The sequence below is a fragment of the Polynucleobacter sp. MWH-Svant-W18 genome (assembly GCF_018687495.1).
Classification (GTDB): Bacteria; Pseudomonadota; Gammaproteobacteria; order Burkholderiales; family Burkholderiaceae; genus Polynucleobacter.
This window is the reverse complement of record NZ_CP061293.1, coordinates 1490271-1503884: the sequence shown is the minus strand read 5'-3', so window position 1 is coordinate 1503884 and position 13614 is coordinate 1490271. Positions and strand designations below refer to the sequence as shown.

General features: G+C 45.1%; 12 protein-coding genes. 8 read left to right on the top strand and 4 right to left on the bottom strand.

Going from position 1 to position 13614, the window contains the following annotated elements; genetic code table 11:
- The first annotated feature begins 10 nt into the window (after positions 1 to 10).
- From C2757_RS07515 to C2757_RS07485, 7 genes are all read left to right on the top strand, one after another.
- Positions 11 to 1222 (top strand): phosphoglycerate kinase, encoded by a 1212-nt coding sequence (locus C2757_RS07515; RefSeq protein WP_215373961.1) that lies wholly within the window; start codon positions 11 to 13, stop codon positions 1220 to 1222.
- A 2-nt stretch (positions 1223 to 1224) separates the two neighbouring features.
- Positions 1225 to 2667, top strand: coding sequence for a pyruvate kinase (pyk, locus tag C2757_RS07510; RefSeq protein ID WP_215373960.1), 1443 nt, complete (start codon positions 1225 to 1227; stop codon positions 2665 to 2667).
- Between the two features lie 70 nt (positions 2668 to 2737).
- Positions 2738 to 3802 (top strand): class II fructose-bisphosphate aldolase, encoded by a 1065-nt coding sequence (fba, locus tag C2757_RS07505; RefSeq protein WP_215373958.1) that lies wholly within the window; start codon positions 2738 to 2740, stop codon positions 3800 to 3802.
- Between the two features lie 7 nt (positions 3803 to 3809).
- A complete protein-coding gene (locus tag C2757_RS07500) occupies positions 3810 to 4709 on the top strand; it encodes a phosphoribosylaminoimidazolesuccinocarboxamide synthase (protein WP_215373956.1) in 900 nt (299 codons plus the stop codon).
- A gap of 49 nt (positions 4710 to 4758) precedes the next feature.
- Positions 4759 to 5253 (top strand): 5-(carboxyamino)imidazole ribonucleotide mutase, encoded by a 495-nt coding sequence (gene purE, locus C2757_RS07495; protein WP_215373954.1) that lies wholly within the window; start codon positions 4759 to 4761, stop codon positions 5251 to 5253.
- Positions 5254 to 5256: 3 nt separating this feature from the next.
- Positions 5257 to 6441 (top strand): 5-(carboxyamino)imidazole ribonucleotide synthase, encoded by a 1185-nt coding sequence (locus tag C2757_RS07490; protein ID WP_215373952.1) that lies wholly within the window; start codon positions 5257 to 5259, stop codon positions 6439 to 6441.
- A gap of 1 nt (position 6442) precedes the next feature.
- A complete protein-coding gene (locus C2757_RS07485) occupies positions 6443 to 7549 on the top strand; it encodes an L-threonylcarbamoyladenylate synthase (RefSeq protein ID WP_215373950.1) in 1107 nt (368 codons plus the stop codon).
- On the opposite strand, the gene dacB is transcribed toward C2757_RS07485, so the two are convergent.
- The 4 genes from dacB to C2757_RS07465 are packed head-to-tail and all read right to left on the bottom strand — an operon-like array spanning position 7495 to position 12994.
- Positions 7495 to 9036, bottom strand: coding sequence for a D-alanyl-D-alanine carboxypeptidase/D-alanyl-D-alanine-endopeptidase (gene dacB / locus C2757_RS07480; RefSeq protein WP_215373949.1), 1542 nt, complete (start codon positions 9034 to 9036; stop codon positions 7495 to 7497). The genes C2757_RS07485 and dacB overlap by 55 nt on opposite strands.
- A gap of 49 nt (positions 9037 to 9085) precedes the next feature.
- Positions 9086 to 11521, bottom strand: coding sequence for an ATP-binding protein (locus tag C2757_RS07475; protein WP_215373947.1), 2436 nt, complete (start codon positions 11519 to 11521; stop codon positions 9086 to 9088).
- Between the two features lie 7 nt (positions 11522 to 11528).
- Positions 11529 to 12152: a response regulator transcription factor gene (locus C2757_RS07470; protein WP_215373945.1), complete on the bottom strand. Its 624-nt coding sequence runs from the start codon at positions 12150 to 12152 to the stop codon at positions 11529 to 11531.
- Positions 12152 to 12994, bottom strand: a complete 843-nt coding sequence (locus tag C2757_RS07465; protein ID WP_215373944.1) for a diguanylate phosphodiesterase — start codon at positions 12992 to 12994, stop codon at positions 12152 to 12154. The genes C2757_RS07470 and C2757_RS07465 overlap by 1 nt, the downstream gene beginning before the upstream one ends.
- A 314-nt stretch (positions 12995 to 13308) precedes the next feature.
- Between C2757_RS07465 and C2757_RS07460 the strand changes: the two genes are divergently transcribed.
- The gene (locus tag C2757_RS07460; RefSeq protein WP_087909492.1) at positions 13309 to 13599 is read left to right on the top strand and encodes a co-chaperone GroES; all 291 of its coding nucleotides are present in this window, start codon (positions 13309 to 13311) and stop codon (positions 13597 to 13599) included.
- Positions 13600 to 13614: the final 15 nt, after the last annotated feature.

The following is a 13614-nucleotide window of genomic DNA, read 5'->3' as shown; positions in this document are numbered from 1 at the left end:
ATACATTCTCATGCCGGATACCTTATTCAAAGTTAAGCGTTTAAGTGAATTGGCCCAGTCAGGCCAATTGAAGGGAAAACGGGTTTTAATCCGGTCTGACCTTAATGTTCCCCAAGATGAAGCGGGGAACATTACAGAAGACACCCGTATTCGGGCGTCTATGCCTGCAGTTCAGATGTGTTTGGATGCTGGTGCGGCGGTGATGGTGACCTCTCACTTGGGTCGTCCGACTGAAGGCGAATTTAAATCTGAAGATAGTTTGGCGCCCGTGGCTGATCGTATTGCTACCTTACTGAATCGTAAGGTTCCGCTGATAAGTGATTGGGTTGAGGGTGGTTTTGAAGTTAATCCCGGAGAAGTGGTGCTTCTGGAAAACTGCCGTTTGAATATTGGCGAGAAAAAGAATAGCGACGAGTTAGCAAAAAAGATTGCCGCTTTGTGTGATGTATATGTCAATGATGCATTTGGTACTGCACATCGTGCTGAAGCAACTACGCATGGGGTTGCAAAGTTTGCACCGGTTGCTTGTGCTGGCCCTTTGATGGCTGCTGAATTGGATGCATTAAGTCGAGCATTGGCAAGCCCGAAGCGTCCACTAGTAGCAATTGTTGCAGGCTCTAAAGTTTCTTCGAAGCTCACTATCCTTAAAGCCTTGGCTGACAAGGTTGACGAACTGATTGTTGGCGGCGGAATTGCCAACACGTTCATGCTAGCTAAAGGTCTGCCGATTGGTAAATCACTTGCTGAGCCCGATTTGGTGCAGGAAGCTAGAGAAATCATGGAGCTCATGGAAAAACGTGGTGCGCATGTTCCGATTCCAGAGGATGTCGTTGTAGCGAATGAGCTTTCACCACTGGCGCGTGCAAATCGCGTGCCTGCAGATCAGGTGGCAGAGGACGATATGATTTTGGATATTGGACCTAAGACTGCAGCTCGTTTATCAATCATGCTCGCCCACGCCGGTACGATTGTTTGGAATGGCCCTTTAGGTGTATTTGAAATTGATCAATTCGGCGGCGGCACCAAAATGCTGGCTGCTGCTATTGCCCATTCGCCGGCATTTTCGATTGCTGGCGGCGGCGATACTTTGGCTGCTATTGCGAAGTACGGTATTGAAAATCAAGTGGATTACATCTCTACTGGCGGCGGCGCTTTCTTGGAGTTTCTCGAAGGTAAAACCTTACCAGCCTTTGCAGTATTAGCCGAACGGGCGAAAGACTAAATATGTTACGAGCAACCAAAATCATCGCCACTCTAGGGCCTGCATCAGAAAAGCCTGAGGTGTTAAGCGATATGATTCGTGCGGGCGTCGATGTCGTGCGTCTAAACTTTTCACACGGTACGGTTGCAGATCATAAGGCTCGTCATGATTTGGTGAGAAGTATTTCCGCTGAAGTGGGTAAAGAAGTCGGCATCATGGCGGATCTGCAAGGTCCAAAAATTCGGGTGGGAAAATTTGCTGATAGCAAAGTCCTTCTGAAAGAAGGTGAAAAATTTGTTTTAGATGTTGCCTGTCAATTAGGCGATCAAGGACGCGTAGGCCTTGATTACAAAGAGTTGCCAAACGATGTGAAGCCAGGTGATCGCTTGCTATTAAACGATGGTTTAGTAGTGCTTCGGGTTGAAAGCGTCAAGGGTGGAGAGATTTTCACGCTCGTTGAGCAAGGTGGCCCGCTCTCTAATAACAAAGGTATTAATCGTGCAGGTGGAGGTTTAACTGCGCCAGCCTTGACTGAGAAAGATATTGCTGACTTAGATGCGGCGATTGCTATGGGAGTTGACTTTTTGGCGATTAGCTTTCCAAAAGATGGCGCAGATATGGCCTATGCCCGTAAGCTAGCAGATGCTGCAAGTGCTAAGTATGGAGTTGGTAAGGTAAAAACGATCGCCAAAGTCGAGCGTGCAGAGGCGATAGAGCCAGATGCTCTCAAAAGCATCATTGCAGAAAGCGACGGCATTATGGTTGCTCGCGGTGATCTAGCAATCGAGGTGGGTAATGCAGCTGTACCAGCACTCCAAAAACGCATGATTGCTTGGGCGCGCGAGGCTGATAAGTTTACGATCACCGCCACTCAAATGATGGAGTCAATGATTAGTGCGCCAGTGCCAACGCGGGCCGAAGTGAGTGATGTAGCAAATGCGGTACTAGACGGCACTGATGCAGTGATGCTCTCTGCTGAGTCGGCTACTGGCATGTACCCAGTGCAGACTATTAAGGCGATGGCAGAAATTTGTGTCGAGGCAGAGAAGTCCTATCGTGTGCAATTAGATACCGACTTTTTGGATCAAACCTTTACTCGAATAGACCAAACAATTGCGCTGGGGGCCTTATTTACCGCTCATCACTTAAATGCGAATGCAATTGCTGCGCTTACTGACTCCGGCTCAACCGCAATTTGGATGAGTCGACATAATATTCACGTACCAATTTTTGCTTTGACTTCGAAGATTGCTACGCAACGTTCTTTAAGCACCTACCGTAATGTCACCCCACTCGGTTTGGACTACAGCCGCGATCGGGATACTGCTTTGCAAGAAGTAGAAATGTGTTTAAAGCAAGCAGGTGCAATTAAAAAGGGCGATACAGTGGTATTAACTTCAGGCGAGCCAATGGGCGAACCGGGCGGTACCAACAGCCTCAAAATTATCCAGGTGAAAACCAATTAAATTTTTTCATCTACCTATTACATCGAAATATTGAATTACTACTATTAACGTTATTAACAAAGAGAACATCATGGCTTTAGTATCTTTACGTCAACTCTTGGATCATGCTGCTGAGAATGGTTACGGTTTACCAGCATTTAATGTCAATAATTTAGAGCAAGTCACTGCAATTATGGAGGCGGCTCATGAAGCTGATTCCCCAGTGATCATGCAGGCTTCTGCCGGTGCACGTAAATATGCAGGTGAAGCCTTTTTACGCCATTTAATTTCTGCTGCTGTTGAAGCCTATCCGCATATTCCAGTCGTAATGCACCAAGATCATGGCCAAAGTCCAGCTGTGTGTATGGCAGCAATCAAGAGTGGCTTTACTAGTGTCATGATGGACGGTTCTTTAGAGGCTGATGGAAAGTCTGTGGCGAGCTATGAATACAACGTAGATGTTTCTAGAGAGGTAGTGAAGTTCTCTCACTCCATTGGAGTCACTGTAGAGGCCGAGTTGGGAGTATTAGGCTCACTCGAGACAATGAAGGGTGATAAAGAGGATGGCCATGGCGCAGACGGCACTATGACTCGAGAGCAGTTGTTAACGGATGTTGAGCAGGCTGCTGATTTTGTGAAAGCTACCCAATGCGATGCTTTAGCCATCGCAATTGGTACCAGTCATGGCGCTTACAAGTTCACTAAGAAACCCACTGGCGATATTTTGGCAATTGATCGCATTAGAGAAATTCATGCGCGTATTCCGAATACCCATTTAGTCATGCACGGCTCATCTAGTGTTCCGCAAGAACTACTTGCAGAGATTCGAGAATTTGGCGGCGATATGAAAGAGACTTATGGCGTGCCAGTAGAAGAGATTCAAGAAGGTATTAAAAATGGCGTTCGTAAGATCAATATTGATACCGATATTCGCTTAGCAATGACAGGAGCGATTCGCCGTTATCTATTTGAGAATCCTAGTAAGTTTGACCCACGCGATTATTTAAAGCCTGCCCGTGAAGCAGCTAAAAAAGTCTGTATTGCACGCTTTCAGGCTTTTGGTTCTGCAGGTCAAGCATCCAAAATTAAACCCATCCCATTAGAAAAAATGGCAGAACTCTATAAGAGCGGAAAACTTGCTCAGATCGTAAAGTGATTTAACAATGCCAGCTTTGTATGCCACTTCTATTCAGTCATTACCTTTGTTATCTAAAGGCAAGGTGCGCGATGTCTATGCACTAGGCAATGACAAGCTACTAATGATCACTACTGATCGCTTATCTGCATTTGATGTGGTGATGGGTGAACCGATTCCCGAGAAGGGAGTCGTTCTGAATCAAATGGCTAATTTTTGGTTTGATAAGTTGGCCAAAGTTATTCCAAACCACTTAACTGGAATTGATCCAACATCCGTGGTTACTGCAGAAGAGGTCTCTCAGGTCCAGGGACGTGCAGTAGTTGCCAAGCGCTTGAAGCCAATTTTGGTTGAGGCTGTAGTGCGTGGCTATTTAGCCGGGAGCGGTTGGAAAGATTACAAAGAGACTGGCAAGGTTTGTGGAATTGCCCTGCCTGATGGTCTAGAGAATGCGCAAAAATTACCTGAGCCGATTTTCACGCCTGCTGCTAAAGCAGAAGTGGGTGAGCATGATGAAAACATTTCATTTGAAAAGGTGGTGGAGTTGATTGGTGAGAAATTGGCCAACCAGATCCGCGAAGTGAGTATTCGTTTGTATAAAGAGGCTTCTGAGTACGCCGCTACTCGGGGAATCATTATTGCTGATACCAAGTTTGAGTTTGGTTTAGATGATGCGGGCCAATTAGTTTTGATGGATGAAATTCTGACAGCGGATTCTTCTCGCTTCTGGCCGGCGGAGACCTATTACGTTGGTTCAAACCCACCCTCTTATGACAAGCAGTTTGTGCGTGATTGGCTTGAAACTGCCATGGTAGATGGCAAACTTTGGCCTAAGACGGCGCCAGCTCCCAAATTACCTGCTGAAGTTATTGAAAAAACCGCCCAAAAGTATCGCGAAGCCTTAAGTAGGCTTACTGAGCAGTCTTAACTCGGGGATAATAGAGGTCTTAGAAGAATTTAAGGTATTCGGAGAAGCAATGAGCAAGAAGCCAATAGTCGGAATAGTGATGGGTTCCAATTCAGATTGGGACACTATGCAGCATGCTGCTCAGATGCTCGAGCAATTTGGTGTGGCACATGAAGCCAAAGTTCTATCCGCACATCGCATGCCCGATGACATGTTCCAGTACGCAGAAAATGCCCAGGCTAATGGCCTTCAGGCAATTATTGCTGGAGCAGGTGGTGCAGCTCACTTGCCAGGTATGCTCGCTTCTAAAACTATTGTTCCTGTTTATGGTGTTCCTGTGGCTAGTAAATATTTGCGTGGTGAAGATTCTTTGTATTCAATTGTGCAAATGCCCAAAGGGATTCCAGTTGCTACCTTCGCTATTGGCGAGGCGGGTGCAGCTAACGCCGCTTTACATGTGATTGCTGGACTGGCTCTTCATGATGCTGATTTAGCTAAACGTCTAGAAGAGTTTCGCAGTAAGCAGTCTGATACTGCGCGTTCCATGAATTTGCCGGGATATTAATACATGGCAGAGTATTTAGAGCCCATTTTGCCGGGTTCATATTTAGGTATCTTGGGTGGCGGTCAACTGGGGCGTATGTTTACTCAAGCTGCACAAGCTATGGGCTATAAAGTGTGCGTCTTAGATCCTAGTCCTGATAGCCCAGCTGGTTCAATTGCAGAAAAATGCATTCAAGCAGATTACACAGATTCAGCTGCTTTAAAAGAAATGGCATCCTTATGTGCCTCGGTAAGTACTGAGTTTGAAAATGTTCCAGCACAAGCCTTAGATGAGCTAGAGTCTCTAGGGGTATTTGTGGCGCCTCGAAGTAGTTGCGTCTCTCTTGCCCAAAATCGCATTGCAGAGAAAAAATTCTTAGCAACCTGGAAGGCGGAGACCAATATTGGCCCCGCTCCAAACTTTGTCATTGAGCATGATGCCGATATTGCACATGTTCCAGAAGAATTGCTCCCAGGAATACTGAAGACTGCACGCATGGGTTACGACGGTAAAGGGCAGGCCACTGTTTATGATGCTGAAGAATTGGCTTCTGCATGGAATAATTTTGGGCGCGTGCCCTGTGTTCTCGAAAAGCGGATGGATTTGGATTTCGAGGTCTCTGCTTTGGTAGTGCGTGGTTACGACGATGCGGTAGTGGCCTATCCGGTCGCACAAAATATTCATCGCGATGGCATTTTGCATACATCTACTGTTCCGGCACCCTCATTAAAGCCTGTGCAAGAGAAAAAAATTATTGATGCGGCCAAAGCATTAATTCGGAAGATTGATTACGTTGGCGTTCTTTGTATTGAATTCTTTGTGCTCAAGAACGGCGATATTGTGGCTAATGAAATTGCGCCCCGCCCACATAATTCAGGGCACTACACCTTGGATGCCTGCGTCACGAGTCAATTTGAGCAGCAAGTTCGAGCAATGGCGCGCTTACCGCTAGGCGATGCTCGACAGCTAGCGCCGGTTTCGATGTTAAATCTCCTAGGAGATCTTTGGTTTGAAGGTAGCGAAGAGAATGCTAAAGAGCCTGCTTGGAATAAAGTCTTGGCACACCCTGATGCAAAGTTACATCTCTACGGTAAGTCAGCACCGCGCATCGGTAGAAAAATGGGTCACATTAATTGCTTGGGTGAAGCTTTAAATGAAGCACGTCAAAATTGTGCTGCCGTTGCCGCGGAATTAGGTATCGAGCCATAGAATGTCTTCAGCCAGTACGCCACTGCAATCATCTGCAGTGATTAATGAGGCAGTACAGACCCTTCGTGATGGTGGTCTAGTGGCATTCCCAACAGAGACCGTATACGGCCTGGGAGCCGATGCCAAAAATCCTGAGGCGATTCAGAAGATCTTCACTATAAAAGGCAGGCCTGCTGATCATCCATTAATTGTTCATATTGCTGCCGCTAATCAATTTGATGTGCCGCAGATAGATTGGGTCCCTTTATTGGCTCCTTGGGCTAGAGATATTCCTGAAGATGCCTTGAAATTAATCAACACCTTTTGGCCAGGACCATTAACTTTGGTCTTTAAAAAAGAAAAAAGTGTCTTGAATGCGCTGACTGGCGGGCAAGATACTGTTGCCATACGCGCCCCTGCGCACCCGATTGCTCAAGCCCTATTGCGAAAATTTAAGGGTGCTGTTGTTGCTCCATCAGCCAATCGTTTTGGCAAGGTATCGCCAACTAGCGCTGCCGATGTGCGTAATGAATTTGAAGGAATATTGGATTTGATGATTTTGGATGGCGGGGATTGCGAAGTTGGAATTGAGTCCACCATCATTGATTTTTCGTCAGGTGATAAAGCAATTTTATTGCGCCCCGGTGTCATTACTCCTAAAGAGATTTTGTTTAAAACAGGTGTTCATGTTTATCTGCCTGGTCAACTTCATCTTCAAAATAATGAAAGCGATGAAGGAGCAGATGTCCCCAGAGTTTCTGGAAGCTTGAAGGCGCACTATGCCCCAACTACGCCCCTTATTCTATATGCACCGGGTCGCGCCTTGGATGCTTTGAGTGAATTTCCAGATATTAAATCGCGTGTTGCTGTAGCTGTTTGGGATTCTGAATCCTCACTAGTTTTGGAAGATCATCCCTCTATTGATGTGTCGGAGATCATTGTGTCTAGCGACCCTGCCAGTTTTGCTAGCAAGCTGTATCGCACACTCAGAGATTTAGACCAGCAGGGTTGGGATTTAATTCTTTTTCCTGAGCCACCAACGGGTGAAGAGTGGGATGGCGTGAGAGATCGTCTTCAGCGTGCGTGTTTTGGTTCTGGCCCATCCTCTAAGAGCCACGAAAGTAATTGATCGTGAGCCTCTAGTCCTCGCCAGGCATTGGGGTGATTGATGAACGAGGTGACTGCATACATTTTTCCGGATTTACTAACGACGTATCCAGAGATGGCTCGTACATCAGCAAGTGAGCCAGTTTTCATTCTGACTTCCGGTTTTTTCTTCAAGTGTAGAAATTTACGCAATTGGGTCATCAAGCGATTTCTCATCGTGCCATCAGTTCCAGCAATAGGCAGGCTGTTGTAGAAAATTTCTCCAACAGATAGATTGCGAGCGGCGATCAAGAGTTGATTCATTTGTGATGCTGAGATCGCTTCATTGCGTGAGAGGCCTGAACCATTTTCAATGACCAGATCTGGAAAATCCATACCATTTTTTTTCAGCCAACTCAGAATCACCAATTGTCCATTAGTAGTAGTGGCTGGCTTGCCCATTTTCTCTAGCGCCAAGGTAAGTAACAGTTGGCGTGCCATGACATTGTTAGAGTACTTATTGATATCGACAACATCATCTGCAAGATTGATGCCCTCAAATTGCAGCAGTAATCTTGCTGCCAATGGAACGGTGCCGTCTTTGCCCAGAGGGGGCTGAACCCAGGAACCGCCAGATAATTCCCAGGCAGCAGCAAATCCCTGGGTTAAGAAAGTGTTGGCATCTAGCGCAACTACGTTGTAGTTCACCCCCCGACAAGTACTTGGAAGGGCGCCAGAAAATTGTGCAATGAGGGGTTGATTCGTATTGCCCTCGCTATCTGGGCTAAGGTTAAAGCGAATATTGTTTTTCCAGTTATCACAGGATCGATCGATTAGTTGGAGTTGATTGTCGATCTTTAGTTGTGAGAGTGCTGGGGTATAAGAGATATCAATAAAGTCAGCAGTTCGAGATTTTCCTAGCTGGAAAGCGAGTGTTCTAAAGGCATAGAGCAAAGGATCTGGCGGAACGTTGTAGGCCCTCAGAGATTCGCCGTCAATGGCATTGTGCTCCATTACGCTGGAAGCATATGCGCTTCGGTCAAAGAATAAATTACCATCTATTTTTTGTATGCCAAGCCCTTGCAAAGATTTCATCATCTTGACAAGCTCCTCGGGGATGAGTTTGGGGTCTCCCGTTCCCTGAAGATACAAATTTCCCTTTAGTGCGCCTTGACGAATAACTCCGTCAGTGTAGACATTGGTACGCCAACGATATTGGGGCCCCAAAATATCCAAGCCACTTAAGGTAGTTAAGAGCTTCATTGTTGAAGCTGGATTCATGGCAACATCTGAGCGCCAATCTAATACATTCTTCGCTAGAAACTTTCCTGTGCGACTAGGTTCAATTTCAACTACAGAAATACTTACAGCCTCTTTGGGGATTTGACTACGCTCTAGACTAGTCATTACAGCTTGGGGGATTTGGGGAGAATTGAGTTCTTCAGCGTTTACATTCCGCGCAAAGAGACAAATCCCTAGCCAAATTGCTGAGGCAGCAATAGATAAGAGGCGCTGAAAAAATGATTTCATTGCCCATAGGATAAACCTACAGCGCTAGTAGGTAAATCAATCTACTTATCTAAGGGCCAGCATATTTTGCTTGGTATCTTGTAATGATTTGGTTTTGTTCTTCTAATAACGTGATGAAAGAAGCAATTTTTTCTGGTAAAGGCCCCATTTTTTCTAAACACTCACAACGTTCCACAAAGTTCTTTGCAGCAAGCAGTTGGGCTCCACCTTTGATTTTATGGAGCATGCTAGCCAAATCGGACTCATCAATGGATTCATTCTTGAGTGCATCTAGAGCTTCATCATGGACTTTCCGAATTTCATCTAAGATCACGACGATATGGTCTGGGTTTTGTTTTAAGAGATTGGCAAATGCATTAAATGAATACTCTTCCGTTAGGGCAGAGCCTTCGTCAGCATCCAAGCTACATTGACTTGTGAAAAAACGGCTTAATTCATTTTCAAGCGTCATTAAGCTTAGCGGCTTAATCAGAACACCATTCATGCCAGCAGCCAAAAACTGGTGACGAGAGTCAAGAGCATAAATATCTGCTGTGATCGCAATAATAATGAGCTCACGATAGCCCAAGGCACGAATAGTTTTCGCTAAATCAGATCCTTGCATTCCCGGGATGGATTGGTCAGTCAACAGAAGATCATAGGATTTTTCTGAAATAAATTGCAAGGCCGCACTGGCACTCTCGCATACTGTTACTACAAACCCTAGGGCCTGAAGCTGAAGCGAAATAATTTGGCGACTGGCCGGATGATCCTCGACTACCAAAGCTTGCAGTGCGCTATTTTTTAACCCTGGTTTTTGAGATACCAATTTTCTAGATGGAGATGCATTGTCAATAAACGGCCTTTTAGATGCGGCAATACTGGTGCGGGGAAGCGCTATGCAAAAATGAATATTGCTCCCAAAACCAGGCGCGCTTTCAAAATACAGTTGGCTATCCATAGATGTAACCAAATGATTGGTAATGGTTAAGCCCAGGCCAGTCCCGTTTTGCTCGCTCTGTCCCGGAATTTGTTCAAAGGCTTGTAAGGCCAGTTCAATTTCTTCGCTACCCATTCCAATACCAGTATCGATCACTCTAAATTCAATTAATTGGCCTGCATGATCATCTGCTAACACGCTAATTGAAAAATAGATCTCGCCATGATTCGTGAATTTGATGGCGTTGCTCAGTAGATTTTGCAAAATTTGACGTAATCGTAGGGCGTCTAACATTAGCACTGGAGCAATACGGGGATCTTTTGAGGTATGCAAAACCAATTTTTGTTTTCTGGCTAGTGTTGAGAATGCAGAATCCAGCTCATCAATTAGGGTATTGAGGCAGCAAGGCTCTAAATTCAAGGTCAGTTTTCCCGCTTCAATTTTTGAAAGATCGAGGACTTGATTTAAGATTCCCAACAAGGACTCGGCTGAAGCATGGGCACTCTTCAGCAATGATTTTTCATTATCAGAAAATTTTCTACTGGCGAGTAGAAGTTCTTGAACACCCAAGATCGCATTCATTGGTGTGCGAATTTCATGGCTCATCGTTGCTAGGAATTCAGACTTAGCAGCATTAGCCTTCTCCGCATGCTCTTTCGAGGAAATGAGAGCTGCCACCTCTTGCTTCTGAATACTTTGTCTTTTGTACATGCGCCAAAGTAAGAGGCTGCCAATAAAAAGCACTACTATGGTTGATAGCCAGGACAGAGAATGGATGCGGCTATGCGTTGTGGATTGAATGCTGCTATTGCCAATTGAAAAGAGTTGACCAGATTCTATGGGGTCTAGATTGCCTAGAAAGTGACTTAAGATTCCATGCAATGCTCGATCTTCATTGGAAATGAGCCACCGATACTCAAAAGGTTCATGGCTATATGGCCCCTCAATTTGAAGATCGGTCGAATTAAATTGCTTTATGAGTTGTTTGGCCAGTCGAATAGGAAGAACTAAGGCCTCGATATCATTTTTGAGAAGATCTAATGCCAGTCCTTCCGCACTCTTAGAGATGCTTGCCTGAGGATGAATAGGTTGAGGTGGATTTTCATAGCCACGATCAAAGTACGCAATATTGCTTACATCAATCACCTTTTCCTTCTTAAGTGCTTTTTTGAGGATGACATCTTGGCCCCAGAAGAGAGTCTCTGATAGTGATGCATATTTGAGATATTCGCCATCAAAGATAGGTGGATCAATAATGAAGTCAACTTCACCATTCGCTAATTGCTCCAGGCCTTCCTGATCTGTTGCTCTCCACCTGGGAATGAAGTCCTGTCCAGTGGTTTGGCCCAGTTTTTTCAAGAAAAGATGAAAGACTCCAGGCTCATTGTGGTCATCACCAGCTTGCAAGTAAGACGTATATTTTTCATGAATACTATAGTGAACTTTCGGATGGGCATCGATCCATCGCTGTTCTTCTTGACCCATGGGGCTCGCAAACGCCTCCCCACTTACTCCATTAATCACAGAGTAAATCAGAAGAGAGCCGAAAGCGATCAATCGATGCATATGTCTTTTAGCTTTCGATAATCTTGTTCATGCGACAAAATAAGATCAGATCGGCAATATTATTGATACCTAATTTGTCAAAGACTCTAGTTTTATAGGTTGCAACTGTTTTATTGCTAATGTGAAGCATGTCGGAGATCTGCTGATTGGTATTGCCTTTACCAAGATATTTCATGACTTGCAATTCACGATCGGAGATAAGGGCTAACTTTTCGTTATCACTTAATGAGCTATTACCATTTTTTCCGTGTGTAAAAAAGTTATAGCCTTGTGAGATGGCAACACAGGCTGCTAAGATGACATCTGCCCCAGCTGTTTTATTCACAAATCCGTGGCCGCCCAACGAACGAACTCTGCCGCCATATACAGCTTCATCCATACTTGATAAAACGAGCATACGAACGTCTGGGTGCATCAGTCCGATTCGACGAATCACATCAAAGCCGTCAGTCTTAGGCATGTCCAGATCAAGAATCACCATATTGGGATTTATTTCCTTCATAGATCTAAGGCATTCCTCGCCATTTTGGGCTTGCCCAACTATTTCAAATAGCAACTGGTCTTGCAACATACTTTTAAGAGCCATCAGCATAGCCGGATGGTCATCTACCAACATCACGCGTTTTCTCATTACTTGTCTCCGTTTTGGTTTGGTTGTGGATGAGGGTGCAGCGAATAAATAGCTTTAGCGATACGGCTGTCATTGATTTGCAGCATCTGATGCCGACTGAGTGGTGACATCATCAAGCCCCCATAGCAATGATCAACTTGTATTAGAGATGCGTTTTCTAGATCTTTCACTAGCCCCACATGGCTCGCGTAAATTTTGGTTGATGAATAAGGCGACAGTCGTAAATGGGAAACCATTGCAGCAGAAATCATCTTTTCTCGGCACTGACGCATATCGATGTGAATCCCTTCCATTTGCATTTGACTTATCCAATGCAATTCATCCTCTCTTCCAGAGAAGTTCATGAAATGGAGTAATACGCCTAGTCGTCTCATTCGCTGTAAAGCCTCTTTGTATGCATCAGCATTCTCTGGATTGGGAACTGTAGAAATTCCCAAGCCAACCAGTCCGACGGGTAGACGAGAGTTCAAAATGAGATCACTCAATGCATCGATATAGTCGCTGGAAATAATTGCATGGGATGGCACCGGCAAAATGCCGGGTATGAAGCGACCGCTCCGATACCAGTAAGAGATCGTATCTAGGCCTTCCATGAACATGCGTAGTAATTGCATGTCAGAGGCTTCTAATAATGGTCTAAATAAAGATCCGGTCAGTTTTGTTCCCTTGCAGTTAAAGATGGGTTCATGGCTAATCGCTTGTCGCTTAGACCAGGATTGGTGTTCTTCGAGAGCTTGGTTACTAATACCAAGCCAGGGCGCGCCAGAGGCGTCGCGGACTTCTTGGAAGGGTTTGTTCTTCCATGCCTTTACAAGCGTGTACAGCCGGGATTTCGGGCTCATCAGCATTCTCCAATCGGTGACTGTCCAGTCTAGGCAGGACGGATTGGAGGGGTAAGGGCTTAAGGCTGATTTATTTGTAGGAAAAGACCTACTAACCTGTCCCAATTATAAAGATTGGTCAAATCCACAAGAATTTGGAGGGATCTACCCTTGAAATTCTTGTAATCAGACCTATATAATCAGCACTCTCTACACGCGAGTGCTAAAAGCGAAATTTCTTCGTAAATTTCACCGATATTCCGTGTAATGAGGATGTAATCAATTGATTTATATAGATTTTTAATTAGTTAACACTTACTAACATAGGAGAAGAGATGAATTTGCGTCCTTTACATGATCGCGTAATCATCAAGCGTTTGGATCAAGAATCAAAAACCGCTTCCGGAATCATCATTCCTGACGCAGCTGCAGAAAAGCCTGATCAAGGTGAAGTTTTGGCAGTGGGTCCAGGCAAGCGTGATGACAGCGGCAAATTAAATGCACCTGACGTCAAAGTAGGCGATCGCGTCTTGTTTGGTAAATATGCAGGTCAAACAGTTAAGGTCGATGGCGATGAGCTTCTCGTAATGCGCGAAGAAGACATCATGGCTGTTGTACAGAAGTAATTTCGGTATTTAAGA